This is a genomic window from Pseudobutyrivibrio sp. OR37 (assembly GCF_900113655.1).
In the GTDB taxonomy this organism is placed as follows: Bacteria; Bacillota; Clostridia; order Lachnospirales; family Lachnospiraceae; genus Pseudobutyrivibrio.
In genome coordinates, this window is record NZ_FOQF01000033.1 from 1 (window position 1) to 18,591 (window position 18,591).

Annotated in this window: 15 protein-coding genes and 1 pseudogene; 15 read left to right on the forward strand and 1 reads right to left on the reverse strand. The window is 41.3% G+C overall.

Features of this window, described 5'->3' with window-relative positions:
* The 9 genes and pseudogenes from BM097_RS16940 to BM097_RS13420 form a co-directional block, all read left to right on the forward strand.
* Positions 1–147: pseudogene (locus BM097_RS16940) on the forward strand (ISNCY family transposase); the annotation flags it as partial.
* Positions 148–448: 301 nt separating this feature from the next.
* Positions 449–991: a glutathione peroxidase gene (locus BM097_RS13385; RefSeq protein WP_090551141.1), complete on the forward strand. Its 543-nt coding sequence runs from the start codon at positions 449–451 to the stop codon at positions 989–991.
* A 144-nt stretch (positions 992–1,135) separates the two neighbouring features.
* Positions 1,136–3,241, forward strand: coding sequence for an amylo-alpha-1,6-glucosidase (locus tag BM097_RS13390; RefSeq protein WP_090551144.1), 2,106 nt, complete (start codon positions 1,136–1,138; stop codon positions 3,239–3,241).
* 6 nt (positions 3,242–3,247) lie between these two features.
* Positions 3,248–4,984, forward strand: coding sequence for an ABC transporter ATP-binding protein/permease (locus BM097_RS13395; RefSeq protein WP_090551148.1), 1,737 nt, complete (start codon positions 3,248–3,250; stop codon positions 4,982–4,984).
* The gene (locus tag BM097_RS13400; protein WP_090551151.1) at positions 4,984–6,678 is read left to right on the forward strand and encodes an amino acid ABC transporter ATP-binding/permease protein; all 1,695 of its coding nucleotides are present in this window, start codon (positions 4,984–4,986) and stop codon (positions 6,676–6,678) included. The genes BM097_RS13395 and BM097_RS13400 overlap by 1 nt, the downstream gene beginning before the upstream one ends.
* 15 nt (positions 6,679–6,693) lie before the next feature.
* Complete coding sequence (locus BM097_RS13405; protein ID WP_090551155.1) at positions 6,694–7,089, forward strand: hypothetical protein; 396 nt, start codon at positions 6,694–6,696, stop codon at positions 7,087–7,089.
* Between the two features lie 9 nt (positions 7,090–7,098).
* The gene (locus BM097_RS13410; protein ID WP_090551160.1) at positions 7,099–7,686 is read left to right on the forward strand and encodes a GTP pyrophosphokinase; all 588 of its coding nucleotides are present in this window, start codon (positions 7,099–7,101) and stop codon (positions 7,684–7,686) included.
* Between the two features lie 7 nt (positions 7,687–7,693).
* Positions 7,694–8,365: a response regulator transcription factor gene (locus tag BM097_RS13415; RefSeq protein ID WP_090551164.1), complete on the forward strand. Its 672-nt coding sequence runs from the start codon at positions 7,694–7,696 to the stop codon at positions 8,363–8,365.
* Positions 8,358–9,674, forward strand: coding sequence for a sensor histidine kinase (locus tag BM097_RS13420; protein WP_090551168.1), 1,317 nt, complete (start codon positions 8,358–8,360; stop codon positions 9,672–9,674). Before BM097_RS13415 ends, BM097_RS13420 begins: the two co-directional genes overlap by 8 nt.
* A 19-nt stretch (positions 9,675–9,693) precedes the next feature.
* Here the strand turns inward: BM097_RS13420 and BM097_RS13425 are convergent, their stop codons facing one another.
* Entirely contained in the window at positions 9,694–10,557 is an 864-nt protein-coding gene (locus BM097_RS13425) for a DMT family transporter (protein WP_090551172.1), read from the reverse strand.
* A 141-nt stretch (positions 10,558–10,698) separates the two neighbouring features.
* Here BM097_RS13425 and BM097_RS13430 point away from each other — a divergent pair, with 141 nt between their 5' ends.
* The 6 genes from BM097_RS13430 to BM097_RS13455 all read left to right on the forward strand — a co-directional run bounded on the left by BM097_RS13430 (position 10,699) and on the right by BM097_RS13455 (position 18,514).
* Positions 10,699–12,192, forward strand: coding sequence for a glycoside hydrolase family 43 protein (locus tag BM097_RS13430; protein WP_090551175.1), 1,494 nt, complete (start codon positions 10,699–10,701; stop codon positions 12,190–12,192).
* A 91-nt stretch (positions 12,193–12,283) separates the two neighbouring features.
* The gene (locus BM097_RS13435) at positions 12,284–12,967 is read left to right on the forward strand and encodes a TIGR00266 family protein (protein ID WP_090551179.1); all 684 of its coding nucleotides are present in this window, start codon (positions 12,284–12,286) and stop codon (positions 12,965–12,967) included.
* Positions 12,968–13,068: 101 nt separating this feature from the next.
* Positions 13,069–14,565, forward strand: coding sequence for an ABC transporter substrate-binding protein (locus BM097_RS13440; protein ID WP_090551183.1), 1,497 nt, complete (start codon positions 13,069–13,071; stop codon positions 14,563–14,565).
* Positions 14,566–14,578: 13 nt separating this feature from the next.
* Complete coding sequence (locus BM097_RS13445) at positions 14,579–16,690, forward strand: ABC transporter ATP-binding protein (protein ID WP_090551188.1); 2,112 nt, start codon at positions 14,579–14,581, stop codon at positions 16,688–16,690.
* 214 nt (positions 16,691–16,904) lie between these two features.
* Entirely contained in the window at positions 16,905–17,603 is a 699-nt protein-coding gene (locus BM097_RS13450) for an ABC transporter permease subunit (protein WP_177197471.1), read from the forward strand.
* Positions 17,600–18,514 (forward strand): carbohydrate ABC transporter permease, encoded by a 915-nt coding sequence (locus tag BM097_RS13455; RefSeq protein ID WP_090551196.1) that lies wholly within the window; start codon positions 17,600–17,602, stop codon positions 18,512–18,514. Before BM097_RS13450 ends, BM097_RS13455 begins: the two co-directional genes overlap by 4 nt.
* Positions 18,515–18,591: the final 77 nt, after the last annotated feature.

An 18,591-nucleotide genomic window follows, 5' to 3' on the forward strand; every position in this document is an offset into this window, starting at 1 on the left:
TGCCTTGCTGGACGCAGAACTCAAAACGAAAAAACTCTTCATGCTGATCTGATACTTGCTGGAATAACTCAGCTTGTAACTGTCATTTTGGCTGATAAAATTAACCACCATGAATTTGTCCGTAGCCTGAAACCTTTAATCGCTTAGGACTTACCAACTTCATAAGTCAGGCTTATTTAGTGCGCCTAAAATTATCTTTCAAAAGTAATTCCGCGCCTATGCGCGAAATATCCGATTTTATAATCAAGATTGCGGACGAGCATCAGCGAGTTTCGCAATTACCTACATTAATGATATATAGATTTTATCAGATTGAAAAATGCTATTCATTAATCTTTCATAAATATTTCAAAAAAAGATGTTGACAAACGTAATTTAATTGCGTACAATCTAATCAATAAAACCGATTGCACACAATTGAATTTGTAAATATCAAGGAGGAATTGAAATGGGATTCTATGATTTAACTGTTGAAAAGACAAATGGTGAGACACAGGCAATGGCAGATTACAAGGGTAAGGTTGTTATGGTAGTAAACACAGCTACAGGCTGCGGCTTTACTCCACAGTACAAGGATATCGAAAGCATCTACGAGACATATCATGAGAAGGGCTTAGAGATTGTTGATGTTCCTTGTAACCAGTTTGCAGGACAGACACCTGGTACTGATGATGAAATCCATGAGTTCTGCTCACTTCATTACAATACACAGTTCCCACAGATGAAGAAGGCTGATGTAAACGGTGAGACAGCTATCGAGCTTTTCAAGTACCTTAAGTCACAGAAGACCTTCGAAGGATTTGGTAAAGGTCCAAAGGCACTTGCTATGAGCGCTATGCTTAAGACAATTGACAAGGACTACAAGAACAATTCAGAGATTAAGTGGAACTTCACAAAGTTCATCATTGATAGAGATGGCAATGTGGTTGCTCGTTTTGAGCCTACAGCAGACATGAAGGAAGTTGAAAAGTGTGTTGCTTCACTTATCTAATAGATTCATTATTACTCCTATTTTTAACCTATGGACCAGTTTTATGACTGGTCCATATTTTTTTGTTAAAATGTCTATTTAGTTTTTATATTTGAGACATATTGTGTATAATAGAAACTATCGAAGAAGGGATGGAGAAGAATAATGAGTTTTGAAATTGTATTTGATAAGTTAAATAACTATAAGAACTGCTTGTTCAAAGAATGGTTACTTACAAATGGTATTGGAGGGTATGCTGGAAGTAGTATCATCGGTGCACACGCCAGAATGCATCAGGGTTATCTGATCGCCAGCCTACATCCACCAGTTGAACGATATCTGGTGTTTTCAAAGACTAATGAGCGTCTTGTGTGCGGAAGCCGTATATACGATTTAACTACAGCACAGCACAAGGGGCCATATACTAGTGAATTCAATCAAGGCAACATGCATTTAAAGAGCTTCAAATACGATGGTAACATTACCTACGTTTACGAAGCTGGTGGAATGCGTCTTACTAAAACAATTTCTTTGGTACAGGGTAAAAACCAATGTACTATCGCATATACGTTAGAAAACAATGGCCCAGAGGCCGGAGTTGTCATAACACCTCTTATGAATTATCGCGAGCATGGCGAGCACATGACAGTAGATGATTTGCGCTGGGAGCTTCCAGAGGAAGTCTTCAAGGAATATCGCAATGCAGAATCAGATAATGTGGGCTTTTACTATTCCCCTGTTAGCAATTCAAAAGTACGAATCAGCCTTATTGCAGCTGGCTGCGAGATGGTGAAGCGCAACAATGTTTATGATGAAAACATGGAGCTTCAGTTTGAAATAGATAACGAGGCCGACGGTCTTGATTGTCATCTTAAGCCATACGATTTTGTAATGGAGGTGGCTGCAGGTGGCGTTTCAAGAGCATCCTTTGTATGTACAGTGGAGGTTAATGACAGCACTGGAAGAAATAAGGCGACTTGGAAGCCATTTCCAGTAATCGAAAAGGATACAGCCTTTATCCAGATAGAGAAAAATAAAAAGAGAGTGGCAGAGCTTATTGAAAAAGCTGGCTTTGATGAGGATGATGAGCTGGCTCAGATTCTTACAGTGGCAGCAGACCAATTCATTGTTGATAGACAATCCACTGGAAGAAAGACTGTAATAGCAGGCTATCCTTGGTTTACAGATTGGGGCAGAGATACAATGATTGCCTTTACAGGCCTTTGCCTTGAGACAGGACGTTTTGATGATGCAAAATCAATCCTACTTTCTTTTGCAAAATATATTAAAAATGGCCTTGTTCCAAACATGTTCCCAGATGGTGGTGAAGACCCTTTATACAATACTGCTGATGCATCACTTTGGTATTTCTATGCTGTCTACAATTATCTTAAATATGTAGATACGGATGAGGCTTGGAAGTTTGTAGAGGAAGAAATCTACCCAGGCTTGCAGGAAATAATGGGTGCCTACAGAAAGGGTACAAATTTCTCTATAGGAATGGATGATGACGCCCTTATGCGCGCCGGTGGTGGACTGGATCAGGTTACCTGGATGGATGTGCGCATCGGTGATGAGGTAGTCACCCCTAGACACGGCAAGCCAGTAGAAATCAACGCTTTGTGGTACAACGCCCTTATGACAATGGAGGCAATCTCCCGAGGAATTGCCAGACGTACCCACAACAAGCCAGAAAATTATCTTGCCTACGCAGGTGGCTGTAGCCAGCTAGCAATTTGGGTGAAGGAAGCCTTCAATTCCCAGTTTTGGTATGAAGAGGGTGGCTATTTATATGATGTTATTGATGGAGAAAATAAAGATGCTACACTGCGTCCAAATCAGATTTTTGCAGTGAGTCTTCCGTTTACAATGCTTGATCCTGAAAAAGAAAAATCAGTGGTTAGGGTGGTAAAGGAAAGATTATATGTAGGTGTGGGATTGCGCTCCCTTGATAAGGATGACGAGCAATACCATGGCATTTATCAGGGTGCTTTGGAAAAGCGCGACCACGCATATCATCAGGGTACAGCCTGGGGATTTTTGCTGGGCGCATTTATAGAGGCCTATGTAAAAACAGGTGGTCACAGTGCTCAGGCTATCGAGGAAGCAAAGGCTATGTTTGCACCTATCGAAAAGCATTTGGCTGAAGGCTGTATCGGAACTATTTCAGAAATTTTTGATGGAGATGAGCCACATAATGCACGCGGTTGCTATGCTCAGGCTTGGTCCGTGGGCGAGGTATTACGTGCTTATGCGTATTTAAAAAGGTAAAACTATATGATTAAGACCAGATTACTTAGAATGCTTAAAAATGGAACTAGATACGTGGTTCTACAGGTGGTATGGCAGTGGCTTGGTCTAATAGCTCAGATTATTATTGTAGGATGTATCGCCAGAACACTTTCTGGAGCATATTATCACAAGCTCACCACGAAACAGCTACTCATTTATATAGGGGTAGTTTTGTTTTCTGTGGTGGCGCGAATCATTTTTGACAGGCTTTACACCGAGGCTTCCTTTGAGGCTAGCGTGGATGTAAAGAGTGTGATTCGAGAAAAGATATATTCCAAGCTTCTACGACTTGGAAGCGGATATCGTAAATACGTATCATCAGCTCAAATTACTCAAATGATGGGCGAGGGAGTTGAACAGCTGGAGGTATATTTCGGAAAATATATCAGCCAGTTTGTTTACGCTCTGCTTGCTCCTTTCACTTTGTTCTTATTTTTATTCCAATATAATATTAAGGTTTCTTTGGTGCTACTTGTGGCAGTGCCTTTAATTCCTATGGTCATTATGATTGTAATGAAGGTGGCAAGGAAGCTTTTAGATAAATATTTCAAAATCTATTATGGACTTGGAGACACATTTTTAGAGAAGCTTCACGGCATGACCACCCTGAAAATTTATGGGGCCGATGGACAGGCTGCAGATGAGATGGACGAGGAATCGGAAAACTTTAGAAGGATAACCATGAAGGTGCTATCCATGCAGCTGAACAGCACTATAATCATGGATGTTATTGCCTATGCTGGTGCAGCGGTGGGCATTGGTGTGACCTTAAATGAATTTGCAGCAGGTGGGATGAAGCTTTCAGAGGCAATCATGTTCCTGCTTTTATCAGCAGAGTTTTTCCTGCCTATGAGACTGCTTGGTTCATATTTTCATATTGGAATGAACGGAATGAAGGCGGCAGATAAGATATTTGATTTTCTTGATATCAAGGAGCCGGCTCATGGAAAAGTAGTGCTTGATGGCAAATCCTATGATATCGCCTTAAGAAATACTGCATTTTCCTACGATAAGGAGAGAGTGTTAGATAATATCAATATTAATATACCTACAGGCAAGCTGATTTCCATAGTGGGTGTGTCCGGCTCGGGCAAATCCACTATTGCGGGAATTCTTAGAAGACAGTTCAAGGGCTATGAGGGCTCTATCACTATCGGCGGCAGGGAATTAAAGGATATCAACGAGGATTCCTTGATGTCTGCCATCACTGCAGTGTCCTACAACAGCTTTATATTCCCTGGCACTGTCAGGGATAATCTGCTATTGGGAAATGGAAAATGCAGCGATAAAAAGCTTACGAATGCATTAAAGATAATGAATCTTTTGGAGGAGCTAAAGCCTTTGGGTGGGCTTGACCTTCAGCTTAAGGAAGGGGGCAGTAATCTTTCTGGCGGACAGAGACAGAGGCTTGCCCTTGCCAGAGCCCTGCTTAAAAACAGCCCGATTTATATTTTTGATGAAAGCACCAGCAATATTGATGTGGAATCAGAAGAAATCATAATGAAGGTAATCAGAAAGCTTTCAAAGGACATGGGAAAGACCATCATCCTTATTTCTCATAGACTTGCCAACGTGGTTAGCTCCGATTCTATTTTCATGCTTGAAGCAGGAAATATTGTGGAGCAGGGAACCCACAGCCAGCTGATGGTAAATAAAGGCAGCTACGCCAAGCTTTTTACAGCTCAACACAGGCTTGAGAATTATGCAGGAGGTGAATCATAATGAAAAAAGATACATCTTCTGGTTTAAAAATAATGGCTCGCCTGCTTGTATTGGTTAAGCCTCTTACAGGGGTGATGCTGCTTGGAATATTGCTGGGAACGCTAGGCCATCTGTGTGCAATTTTTGTCACCGTAATAGGTGCAGAAGGGGTGGCGCTTGTGGCAGAAAACCTGGACAATCCGCAAATACGATATGCCCTACCACAGTTTTTTGGCGGTCTCGTAGCGGTGGGGATTCTCAGGGGCCTTCTTCACTACGGTGAGCAATATTGCAATCACTACATAGCCTTTAAAATCCTTGCCATAATCCGACATAAAGTTTTTGCAAAGCTAAGAATCCTTTGCCCGGCAAAGCTGGAGGGGAAGGAAAAGGGCAATTTGATTACCATGATTACCACAGATATCGAGCTTTTAGAGGTATTTTTTGCACACACCATTTCTCCAATAGCCATTGCAGTTTTGGTATCAGTTTTTATGTCTGTATTCATAGGCCTGCAATATCCAATCGCCGGCATAATTGCGGCTATAGCCTATGTTACAGTGGGTGGGATGATTCCTGTGGCAAATGAAGTGGAATCGGAAGCTGCAGGCATGGATTTTAGAAATGAATTTGGTAAAATGAACAGCTTCATCCTGGGTGCCCTTTACGGGGTGGATGAGACTCTTCAGTTTAAGGCAGGAGAGAAAACTCTTAAGCAATTAGAGGATAAATCAGATGCACTGGCAGATAAAAAGGAAAAGCTGGTAGTATTCGAAAAGAATCAAAAGAGCCTTACCCATCTGTCTATTCAAGCCTTTTCACTGATAGTTTTAGGGGTGATGCTTTTTGCCTATCACAAGGGAAGGGTTGATTTCGAGCATGTGATTATTGCAACCGTGGCAATGATGAGCTCCTTTGGCCCAGTGGTGGCACTGGCATCTCTTTCAAACAGTCTGAATCAGACACTGGCTTGCGGCAAGCGTGTGCTGGATTTGTTGGACGAGGAGCCACAGGTGAAGGAAGTGTTTGACGGAATAGATATAGATATGGTTCAAAGCAAAAGGGGAAACCTTGCTACTGTCAACAATATCTCATTTTCCTATGAGAATGCTCAGGTTCTTAAGAACGTGTCTGTTGATATTAAAAAGGGGCAGATTCTTGGAATCCATGGGCCAAGTGGCAGCGGAAAATCTACCCTGCTTCGCCTTTTAATGAGATTTTGGAAGATAGATGCTGGACAGATTCATTACTACGACAAGGTGGATGGTCCAGTGGAAATTGATTACATCAACACCGAATCCTTACGCGCTAATCAGTCCTTTGTTACTCAGGAGACCTGGGTGAGCCGTGACACCATTGCAAAAAATATCGCCGTTGGCAAGGTGGATGCCACAAGGGATGAGATTATCGAGGCGGCCAAGTCTGCCAGCCTTCATGATTTTATCACGGGATTATCACATGGATATGATACGGTGGTTGGTGAGCTTGGATCTACCTTATCAGGAGGCGAAAAGCAAAGGATTGGAATCGCCAGAGCCTTCCTCCACGACGGAAATATGATGCTACTGGACGAACCAACCAGCTCCCTGGATTCTCTAAATGAGGGTATAATATTAAAGTCTCTCAAGGAGGAATCCAAGGACAAAACAGTGGTACTTGTATCACACAGAAAATCCACCATGGGGGTGGCGGATTCTGTTATAGATTTTAAATAAAGATATGTTATTGATATGAAAAAGTTTACTTTAATTTTATTAACAGCTGGTATAATCCTTACACTTGCTGGCTGTGGAAAAACTAAAAAGGTAGAGGATGTAGATGTGGATTTAACCACCATGTCATCTACCATGGTATATTCCTATGTGTACGATATGCTCTCCCATCCCGACAACTATAAAGGTCAGATGGTGAGAATGGATGGAGACAGCAATACTACTCACGGTGGCACCCATTCCTGCATTGTATATGATGCGCTGGGGTGCTGCACCGAGGGTATAGAATATGTGCTTCCAGAGGAACAGGAATACCCAGACGATGGCACAAAAATCACCGTAGTAGGCAAATTCGCCACCTACAAAAAAGGCGAAGGCACCTACTTCGTACTAGTAGATTCGGTATTGGAATAAGGAGAATACATGGAAGAATCAATCTATGGAAATCATAGGGAAGCTATGATGGATGTTATGAATATAATAATGGGTTCCATTGATGAGCTTAGGGCAAATATGCTGGAGGAAAATGGAAGTGATCCCATAGAGCATTGCCTGGCCCGCATCAAATCCGAGGAGAGCATGCGTGAAAAATGCAGAAGGCAAGCACTTCCTGAAAACACCCAGTCGGCTCTAAATGTAATTCATGATGCCATCGGCATAAGGGTTGTTTGTGCATTTATAAGTGATGTGTACAAGGTGCGTGACCATCTGAAAAGCATCGACAAGGTTGAGGTGGTAGAGGAAAAGGACTACATCAAGCATGCCAAGCCAAACGGCTATCGCAGTCTCCATGTGATTTTGAGATACGACAATAAATATTATGTGGAGATGCAGCTTAGAACCATTTCCATGGATACCTGGGCAGCCTTAGAGCACCACATCCATTATAAAAAGACTGCCAGCGAGCAGGACAAGCTAATCATTGCAGAGCTTAAAAGATGCGCAGACGAGCTGGCATCTACCGACATGTCAATGCAAACCATCAGAGACATGATCAGAAAGGATTTATAAAAAATATATGAAAATCTTACTTGCAGAAGATACTGTAGATTTAAATAAGGTCGTTACCCAAATGTTAGAAATGCAGGGGTTCGATGTGGACAGCACATACGATGGCAAGGAGGCCCTTGATATGGCCCTTAGCAATGGGTACGATGGCATCGTTTTAGACATCATGATGCCAAAAATGACTGGACTAGAGGTATTAAAGGAAATTCGCGGAAGAAACATCCTTACACCAGTGCTTATGCTTACAGCAAAGGCAGAAGTGGATGACAGAGTAGAAGGGTTAGACGCAGGTGCCGACGATTATCTGACTAAGCCTTTTGCCATGAAGGAGCTGATGGCAAGAGTGAAGGCCCTCACTAGACGAGGCAGCCAGTACGCCGCCAAGGAACTGTCCTACGGGGATGTAACCCTAAAATCAGACAGCTTGGAGATGATTTCTTCAAACACTGTTCGTCTATCCATCAAGGAATTTTCACTGATGCAGTCACTTCTTCTTAATCAGGAGCATTCCGTGGATAACAATTATCTGCTTGAGCACGTATGGAATGATGAAGCAGAGGCTTCGGAGGAAACAGTTTGGCTGTACGTAAATTTCCTGCAGGGCAAGCTTTCTTATATTGATTCAAAAGTGGAGATAAAGGGCGAAAAGGGTGGCCCATTCCAGGTGATTATAAATGAGTGAAAAAGCGATTCAAAGATTAAAAAATAAGTTCATATTGACGGCAATGCTTTCTTTTTTTGTGGTAATGACATTTATTGCTGGATGTATTTATGTTTTTAACGCGCTTATGACTAGAAGCCAGATTAAGGATAGCATTACTTATATCGTGCAAAATGATGGCGTCCTTCCCATGCAATATGATAGCGATGACATCGAATCTGGTGAAATGAAGGATGATGGGGAAACCATTCAAAATAAAAACGAGTTTGTCTCCCAGCTGGAGAAGCTTTTTGGTGTTGAAAGCGGATATATATCGGATGAATTTTATTATTCTACAAGATATTTCGCAGTAACCTTCACCAAGGAGGGCGCTTTGGAGCGAGTAATCACATCACACACTGCAGCAGTTGAGCCATCACAGGCTGTTACCTACGCAAATACGGTAATGAAGCGCTGGTTCAAATTTGGCAGCTACGACGATTATTATTACATGGTTGCCAAAAGAGAAAATGGGGGCAAAATTGTAGTTGTACTAGACTGCAGCACCCAGGTTTCAATCAACCGCCGATTAGTGCTTTTGGCATGTATTTTGATTGGACTAGGAATGATTATATCTGCATCTGTCATAAGAGTTTGGGCGGAGCGAATCATCCAGCCTGAAATCAAAAATGCGGAATTACAAAAATCCTTTATTACAAATGCCAGCCACGAGCTGAAGACTCCACTTGCAGTAATTAAGGCAAATACGGAAATGCTTGAGATGATGGGGACAGACAATGAATGGACCCAGTCCACAATGCGTCAGGTAGACAGACTCACTGGACTGATTCAAAATCTGGTGCTGGTTACACGTGCCAGTGAAAAGGATAGTAAGGAAGACCGCGTAGAAACAGATTTTACAGCCATTGTAAAGGATACTGCAAAGACTTTTGAGCCGGTGGCATTATCCGATGGCAAGACCTTAGAGCTTTCCATATCAGATGGGGTAAGCATGCTGGCCCACGAAGGGGATATAAGACAGATAGCTACCCTGCTTATTGATAACGCAATCAAGTATTGTGATGATGCTGGAAAAGTTACCATTGGACTTGGTACAGATAAAAAGAAAAAGAACATTTACCTTCGTGTTTCAAACAGCTATGAAAGCGGTGAAGACACTGATTACCATCGTTTCTTCGACCGCTTCTACCGAGGTGACGAGGCTCACAACATAGACAAAGAAGGCTACGGCGTAGGTCTTTCCATCGCCCAGGGCCTTATGGAGCGCTACCACGGCGACATCAAAGTAAGCTGGCGTGATGGAATCATTACCTTCACCTGCAAGTTCTAGCCCTTGAATAGCGGCTAGGTTAGGCTGCCTTTAGGTTACGGTGCCAGCGTATGATGGCAACACCGATTATTATCGCATATCCGATAATGCTAAGGGCTTCAGGTACTTCGCCCAGGAATATGATTCCAAGCATGGCTGCGAAGATTACCTGAGTGTAGTCGAACACGGAAATTTCTTTGGCTGGGGCATATTTGTAGGCAGTTGTGATTGAAAATTGGCCTAATGATGCAGATACGCCTGCAAGGAATAAATATAGCCACTGTAGTGGTGTCATAGGAACGTAATTAATAATTAAAAATGGTAGTGTTACCAAGCATGAAAACAGGGAGAATGCAAATACCACGATGGCTGTTTGCACTCCCTTATTTGTTACCTTTCTTACAAATACGTAGGCGGTGCCGGCTCCAAATCCTCCGAAAAGACCCATAAGTGCAGGAAATACTGCTGTAAAAGCGCCAGTAGGGCGGATGATAAATAAGGCGCCGATAAAAGCTATTATGGTTGTTAGAATATCAAATTTGCTTGGGACTTCCTTCAGTATGAAGATTGAAAGGATGATTGCAAAGAATGGTGATAGCTTGTTCAGCATGTTTGCATCTGCAATGCCCAGTCTGTCGATAGCATAGAAGTTTGCAATAAGGCCAGAGGTACCGAAGGCGCAGCGAAGAAATACATCAAGTCGGTTTCCTTTGCCAATGTGTATGCCTTTGCCACTTTTGATGATGGCAGAGCTGGCAACTATAAGTGCAACAAAATTTCTAAAGAATGCTTTTTGCATTGTAGGCAAATCTCCAGAAATTCTAACGAAAAATGTCATAAGTGAAAATCCTAAGGCTGCAAGTAGTATAAAAATGATGCCTTTAATCTTGTCTTGTGAGTTCATATTATAAGAATCCTTCCTAGTGTGTTAGTTCTGTTTAGACATTATAACTATTATGAATATCTGGGAGAAAATGTCAACTTTTTGTGGATTTAATGGTTATGGTACATTACAATAAATCTGTTGATTAAGGAGGGTAATGTAATGAAGGTTTTAAATCCATTAATTAACATGGACATGCCAGATATTGATGTAATAAGGGCTAATGGTTTTTATTATATGGTTAGCACTACCATGTTTTTTACACCTGGAGCGCCAATACTTCGCTCTAAGGATTTGAAGAATTGGGAGATTGTTTCCTATATTTTTGACAAGATAGAGGATAACGATATCTATCAATTAAAGAACGGAAAGAATGCTTATGGAGCCTGCCAGTGGGCTACATCTTTAGCATACAGAAACGGTCTTTTCTATGCAGCTTTTGTCTGCAACGATATGAAAAAGACATACATATATTTTACAGAGGATATTGAAAAATCCTTCTGGCAGCGTGTGGAGCTTGAGGGAATTTATCACGATATGAGTTTCCTGTTTTGGGAGGGAAAATCTTATCTTGTGTATGGCAATGGAGATATACATATCACGGAGCTTCAGGACGATTTGAAGGGTATCAAGGAAGGCGGATTAAACAAGCTGCTTTTTTCCACTCCAAAGGATGGCATCATGCTTCGCTGCGAGGGCTGTCGCGCTCATGTGAAGAATGGCTATATGTATTTTTGCTTCATCGAATGGCCAAAGGAAGGTGAAGGCAATAGCAGAAGACGAGAGGTTTGCTATCGCGGAAAATCTTTAGATGGTCCATTTGAGCGAAAGGTGATTTTTGACGATGATATGGGATATCGTAATTGCGGTATAGCCCAGGGCGTGCTTATTGATACTGGTGATAAATGGTATAGCATGCTGTTCCAGGATCATGGGGCAGTAGGAAGAATTCCATATCTACTTCCAATGGACTGGCAGGAGGATTGGCCAGTAATCGGAATAGATGGCAAAGCACCAGTAGAGTTTGAGATAGATATGACAGAGGTGAAGACAGCGCCTATTGTCATCAGCGATAGCTTTAATCACAGTGAAAATAAACTGCCATTGCAGTTTCAGTGGAATCACAATCCAATAGATGATGCATGGTCATTTACAGAACGCCCAGGATATCTGCGACTTAAGAATGCTCAGGTGTGTGATGGATTGCTTACTGCAAGAAACACACTTACCGAAAAGACAATCACACCTAAATCCGTATATACGGTAGAAGGTGATTTCTCAAATATGATTGATGGAGACTATGCCGGTGTTGCAGCCTTCATGGGAGAGTACGGCCAGATAGGTATTACAAAGGAAAATGGGCAGCTTATTTTGTTTACTGCCTTCAAGGATGGAATTAAGGAGCGCATCCCAGTTTCAGATATAACAGGCTTTAATGCAGAAAGCCTTACCTTACGAATCGTGTTTGATTTTGAAAATGAGGATAAGGCATATTTTTATTATTCTGTAGATGGGGAAAGCTTTGTAGAAGTGGGTGATCCTTTACAGATGCACTACACCTTGGATTTGTTTGTAGGATATCGAATCGGTATTTTCTCTTATGCTACAAAACAGCTTGGTGGTATGGCAGATTTTAGAAATTTAGTTGTAGTCTAATTAGGTTTCACATTTTTTTTACAGATATTGAAACTACTAAGTAGTAAGATATTTATATGCTAATTATTTACACATAAAAAGGAGGAGGATTATGAATTACGAGATTTGTGGAGAAAGCTTACCAATACTTAAGTGCAAGCTTAATCAGGGAGAATCAGTTCAATGCGAAGCAGGTGCTATGGCATGGATGGATGAAGGCATTGAAATGCAGACAGAAGCCGGCGGCTTAGGCAAGATGTTCGGCAGATTGGTTACCGGGGAAAGCATGTTTTTAAATACTTATGTTGCAAGTCATGCAGGTGAAATTGTATTTGCATCAAAGTTCCCAGGCTCAATCAGAGCTATTGAAATCACACCAGGCAATGGCATTGTCGTTCAGAAGGGCTCTTATCTGGCAACAGTTGGTGATGTTAAATCTGAAGTATTCATTCAGAAGAGAATAGGCAGCGGCCTTTTCGGCGGTGAAGGCTTCCTTATGAGAAAATTCACAGGATCAGGAATCGTATTCCTTGAGGTGGATGGTTCAGCTCACGATTATGAATTGGCGGCTGGTGAAGTAAAGATTGTTGATTCTGGAAATCTTGCTGCAATGTCAGAAAACTGCAATATGGAAATCCGCACTATCAAGGGCGTAAAGAACGTTCTCTTTGGTGGAGAGGGATTATTCAACACAGTAGTTAGTGGCCCAGGTAAGATAGTGCTTCAGAGTATGCCTATTTCATCTACAGCAATGAAGCTTTATGACTACATGCCACATCCTTCATCATCGAATTAATTAGAGTTAAATAACATTATAATGACTAGATGAAAAACAGCTTGCAGATGATTTGTTCTGCAAGCTGTTTCTGTAATAGGGTATAAAGGAGAAGTGAAAATATGAAAAGAAGGGTTGTTGTACTTTGTTTACTTATGAGCATCATAATTGGCGGCTGTGGGAATGCTGCCCAAAGTGGTGAAAGTCAGGTGAGTGATATTTCAAATAATAAAAATGAGCCGATAGAAATTATCTGGTGGACATATACACCTGATGGGACTGCTTGTGATGATGCTGAAGAGGTGCTTAAAAAAGCGAATGAAATATCTGCCGAAAAGATTGGTGTTACAGCCAAAATAATCTACAAGACAGAAGAACAGTTTGACCTGGATTTGCAGACTGGGGACTATTATGACATGGCTTTTAGCTGCGATTGGTGCAACGACTTTGATGGCAATGCAGGTAAGGGGTACTATGCAGACATTACCGAAAAAGTACAGGAGGTTGCTCCACAGCTGTACCAGGCAGTTGACCCATGGTGGGAGGTTGGAACTTTGCATGGAAAAATATATGGAGTTCCAATGCTTAAAGACCTTGGGGCAGAGGTGTTTTTCCGCATGAACAGCGACTATTTTGAGGATGAGAAGGGGATGACTCTTCCAGAGAAAATGTCTTTTGCAGATTTGGAGCCTTATCTTAAGCAGTGGAAGGAGGATCATCCAGAGGACTATCCATTTTATATTCCAAACTCTGGCTTAAGCGGTGCCTTTCAGGTTCATGAGAGAATTGTTTCAAAGTATCTTGTGATACCTTACAGCAAGGCAGGTACGGCAGAAGGAACAAAAATAATACCTGTATTTGATGATATGGAATACATGGGAATGCTTAAGAATCTTCATAAATGGTATGAATTATCATATATTAATCCTGATGCGGCAACTACTACAGAGGTTCCAAAGTCCATACAGACTCCAGTGCGTACTGGAACGGCATGGACAGGATTTATGGGGTGGTCAGATCCAGAGGCCTATGGTTTTAATGTTAAGCTTGTAAGATTCATTGGCCCTAATATGTCCCGCTCAACCCAGCAGGGATCTCTTATTGCAATAAATGCAGCAGCTTCGGAAAAGAATGTAGAGGCTTGCCTAAAATATATGGAGCTTATGTACACTGACAGACAATTCAGAGATACACTTGCCTATGGAATAGAAGGAAAACACTTCGAGTATTATAAAGACACCGTGATTCGACTGCCGGAGGGAAGTGAGCATTATATGCAGGATGCCTTTATTACCGGACCTGCAGTAAGCGCCTCTGTGGTTTCTGCAGACAAAGAGAATCTGGCTGATCCAAAACAGTGGGAAAAGGTCTATGAGGGCTATAAAGATGCAAGAGTCAGCGACACAAAGGGATTTTCATTTGATCCTACAAATGTAGAAGCTGAGATTGCTGCGCTAGACGCTATATGGAGCAGTTACAGTGCAGAGCTGGTAACAGGTACCTCCGATACAGACAAGGCGGTAGCTGAAATGCGTGAGCTTATGGAAGCTGCAGGGCTTGAAAAGGTCAGGGAGGAAGCTCAAAGGCAACTTGATGAATATTTAAAGCAGTTTGATTAAAGTGTGAGAAGCCATGAACACAAAGATATTATTGGATAATAAATCGATAGACAGACTTATCATAGACCTTTCGACCGAGCTTGAAAAGGCAGGGATTTTAAAGGATGATAGACTGCGTTTCCGATTGTCTTTGGAGGAAATGCTGCTTGATTATCAAAGCACTTTTGGGAATAAATGCCAGGTTCTGGTGAGGACAGCCAGAAAGGCAGATAAGCTGGAAATTAGGCTGACTCTAGAGGGGGAGGAGTATAACCCGTTAAAAGAGTCTGAGTCACTTGTGCTTATAAAAACACTTCATGGATGGAAGTCAGCACCAACTTATCAGTATGAAGATGGGACTGTAGGGAAAAATATACTGATTTTTAGGTTTGCGGTACGTGGCTCACTTAAAGAAAATCTGATTTTTACGTGGAAGTACACACAGGCCAGCAAGAAATACCTTTTTCTTGCTGTTTTACTTCAGCTAATCAGTGTTGTATTTATGATTATAGGACCAGTTTTAAGTGCCAGGATTATTGTAGAGCTTACAGATGTGGCAATTTATCAAGTGATTTGTACGGCCTTTGCTTTGTTTGTTGTTAATATCGCTTCATCGGTAATAATGGCAGGCTGTAACTGGGCATACAATGTTGTGTACAACAAAACATTGACATTGCTTGAAGCAGATATTTCAGAAAGTGTTTTAAAAATTGAGAATAAGGAAATGGAGGATAATGGTACAGGCCTCTTTATCCAAAGACTTACAGTCGACACATCTAATCTGGCTACTGCATTTAATACTTTGGCTGATAACATTTCTCAGATTTGCCAATATGTAGGCATCCTGGCAGCAATGATTATAGTAAGTCCTATAGTGTTTATTGCTGTTGTGCTACTTTTATCTGTGCAGATCGCTTTAGAGCTTAGGAGACAGAAGGTATCCAAGGACAACGGACGTGTATATCGAAACTATGCAGAAAGATATACAGGCATAGTTGGAGAAATGGTCCGTGGAGTAAAGGATATCAAGCTGCTGAATGCAGAAGGTCAGTTTGAAAGGGAACTGAAGGAGCGTATTGTAGGAGCCAATGATTCAAGAATGAAGTGGGATGCGGTGAACAGAAGCTACAGGCTGGTCATTTCCGTAATACGTGAGGGTGGTGCACTTGCATTTATAGCCATTTTGGCAGGTCTTCTTTCGGTAGAAAAACTGAATGTTGCCACTGCATTAGTTCTTTTTAACTATTATTCAAAGCTGGGAACGCCAGCAACTGTGCTACTTGGAACAATACTTGATTTTGTTACACAGTTTAATCTTTCATGCGAGCGGCTTCGTGACATTACTGATGACAATGTATTTCCAAAAGAGAAATTTGGAAGCATCCATAATACAAATCTGAATGGAGAGATAGAATTTAAGAAAGTAAGCTTCTCATACAACATAGGAAAGCTTAAGACTTCTACAAGATGGGTGCTTCAGAATCTCAGCTTCACAATAAAACCAGGGGAAACAGTTGCTTTGGTTGGAAGGAGCGGTTCAGGTAAAACTACAATAATGAATCTCATAAGCAGACTCTATGATCCTTTTTCAGGTATGATTTCCATCGACGGGATAAACATACAGGATTTTGACAGAGAGTCTCTTAGAGGGTGCATTAGTGTTGTGACTCAGTCTCCTTATATTTTCCAGATGAGTATTCGTGATAATCTTCGTATAGTCAATCAGGCTCTGACAGAAGAGGAGATGAAAAGAGCTGCAGCCCTTGCATGCATAGATGAAGAAATAGAATCTAAGCCTGAAAAGTATGACACAATAGTGGGTGAGGGCGGAATCAGTCTGTCAGGTGGGCAGCGTCAGCGACTTGCTATCGCAAGGGCACTTCTTAGGGATTGTAAAATCCTTCTTCTTGATGAAGCAACCAGTGCTCTTGATAACGTGACACAGGATAATATCCGCAAATCTCTGGATAGGATAAAAGGTAAATGCACAGTAATAATTATCGCTCACAGACTTTCAACAATCGTTGGTGCAGACAGAATTCTGTATTTGCAGGATGGTCAGATACTGGCAGAAGGAACTCATGATGAGCTTATAAACAGCTGTGCTCAGTATAGAGAATTGTATGAAAAAGAGGATAAAAAATAATAAAATAAATATTGAGCTTACATTTCTTTGTCTTCCCACAATCATTTGGTACGTTGCCTTTTGCTACCTCCCAATATTTGGAGTAGTACTGGCATTTAAGAGATATCAGCTTGTTCCGGGAAAAAATTTTTTTTACAGCCTTTTTTACGGAAGCGAATGGGTAGGATTGTCCAATTTCCGATTTCTGATGTTGAATCCTCAAATGATGAGAGTGGTGAGAAATACCCTTTTATATAACCTTGCATTTCTGATTTTGGGGATTGTGGTCCCTGTTACTATAGCGGTGATTCTATCATATCTGCATTCAAGGGTGATTAGAGACCTGGTTCAGATATGTATGCTTCTACCACACTTTATGTCATGGGTTATTGTCAGTTATTTTGTCTATGCTTTTCTTTCTGCAGACAGGGGAATGCTTAATGGGGTATTTGAAAATCTGGGAATGGAAGCGGTAAACTTTTATCTGAAACCGGGGATATGGCCATTTATTCTGGTTCTGGTTCAGCTATGGAAAACATCAGGTTATTCCATGCTCATTTATTATGCAACTATCTGCGCCATAGACTCTGATTTGTTTGACTGCGCTGCTACAGATGGAGCGACAGTAGGGCAGGTTATCAGGTATGTTATCCTACCACAGCTTAGATTTATGATTGTTGTTCTGATGCTCCTGAATCTGGGGCATATTCTTTCTACAGATTTTGGACTTTTCTATCAGGTTACAAGAAATGCCGGTTCAATTTTGAGCACAACAGAAACGATTGACGTGTTTGTTTATAAAGCTCTTATGGAACAGTCCAATTATGGATTTTCATCAGCAGCCAGTTTGATACAAAACGGCATTGGATGCATTTTGCTGATTGTCGCCAACAAGATGGTCAAAATTATCAGTCCTGAAGGAGGTGTCCTATGAACAATAGTGTTTCTAGAGGATATATTAAGGGACTTGGCAAAAAAGCCAATGCTGTTCTTAGTATTTTTATGCTGCTGCTTTCAGGGGGCATGATTTTACCGGTTGTACTAATACTTGTTATATCAGTTTCATCGGAAAGCTCCATAGCTAAAAGAGGGTATAGCTTTTGGCCTTCAGAGTGGTCAGCCGATGCTTATATTTATATTTTTAAAAATGCTGGGAATATTTTAAGAGCCTTTGGAGTGACTTTTGCAGTTACCATAGTGGGTACAATATTGTCTTTGTTGTTGATAAGCACTATGGCATATGCTATTAGTAACAAATACTGCAGGCACAGAAAAATTTTAACAGTTGGTATCATGATTCCAATGTTTTTTAGCGGAGGGCTGGCTGCATCTTATGCAGTTAATACCCAGCTATTTGGATTAAAGAATTCTTATCTGGCACTGATACTGCCTATAGCCTGTTCCAGCTGGTATATCATTGTCATGCGCACCTATTTCCAACGGAATATACCAGAAGAGATTCTGGAGGCAGCAAGACTTGACGGTGCTTCTGCCTTCAGACTTTATTACCAGTTTGTGCTTCCAATGTCGAAGCCTATCATACTTACAGTGGGTATATTTGAAGCTTTTTCATACTGGAACAGCTGGTATGAGAATCTTATCTATACAGATTCAGCCCACAGCGGATTATATATGCTGCAATATATTTTATACAACATGGAAAAGAGTGCATCCTACTTAACATCCAACGAGAACATAAGTGGTGCTGTTATGGGCACCATACCTACGGAATCACTTAGAATGGCACTGGCAAGCATTATTATTATTCCAATAATAATGGTCTATCCATTTTTTAGAAAATATTTTGTCAGGGGGCTGACTGCAGGCGAAGGTAAAGCTTCATAGAGGATACTTAGGAATGTCTATTAGACAGGAATATACAGGTATGGGACTAGGCAGTTTTATTATGAAATTATAATGGT

Coding starts and splice junctions, on each gene's coding strand:
- BM097_RS13430 (WP_090551175.1), top strand. CDS start 10,699: ATGAAGGTTTTAAATCCATTAATTAACATGGACATGCCAGATATTGAT.
- BM097_RS13440 (WP_090551183.1), top strand. CDS start 13,069: ATGAAAAGAAGGGTTGTTGTACTTTGTTTACTTATGAGCATCATAATT.
- BM097_RS13435 (WP_090551179.1), top strand. CDS start 12,284: ATGAATTACGAGATTTGTGGAGAAAGCTTACCAATACTTAAGTGCAAG.
- BM097_RS13425 (WP_090551172.1), bottom strand. CDS start 10,557: ATGAACTCACAAGACAAGATTAAAGGCATCATTTTTATACTACTTGCA.
- BM097_RS13410 (WP_090551160.1), top strand. CDS start 7,099: ATGGAAGAATCAATCTATGGAAATCATAGGGAAGCTATGATGGATGTT.
- BM097_RS13445 (WP_090551188.1), top strand. CDS start 14,579: ATGAACACAAAGATATTATTGGATAATAAATCGATAGACAGACTTATC.
- BM097_RS13385 (WP_090551141.1), top strand. CDS start 449: ATGGGATTCTATGATTTAACTGTTGAAAAGACAAATGGTGAGACACAG.
- BM097_RS13400 (WP_090551151.1), top strand. CDS start 4,984: ATGAAAAAAGATACATCTTCTGGTTTAAAAATAATGGCTCGCCTGCTT.
- BM097_RS13395 (WP_090551148.1), top strand. CDS start 3,248: ATGATTAAGACCAGATTACTTAGAATGCTTAAAAATGGAACTAGATAC.
- BM097_RS13420 (WP_090551168.1), top strand. CDS start 8,358: ATGAGTGAAAAAGCGATTCAAAGATTAAAAAATAAGTTCATATTGACG.
- BM097_RS13455 (WP_090551196.1), top strand. CDS start 17,600: ATGAACAATAGTGTTTCTAGAGGATATATTAAGGGACTTGGCAAAAAA.
- BM097_RS13415 (WP_090551164.1), top strand. CDS start 7,694: ATGAAAATCTTACTTGCAGAAGATACTGTAGATTTAAATAAGGTCGTT.
- BM097_RS13390 (WP_090551144.1), top strand. CDS start 1,136: ATGAGTTTTGAAATTGTATTTGATAAGTTAAATAACTATAAGAACTGC.
- BM097_RS13405 (WP_090551155.1), top strand. CDS start 6,694: ATGAAAAAGTTTACTTTAATTTTATTAACAGCTGGTATAATCCTTACA.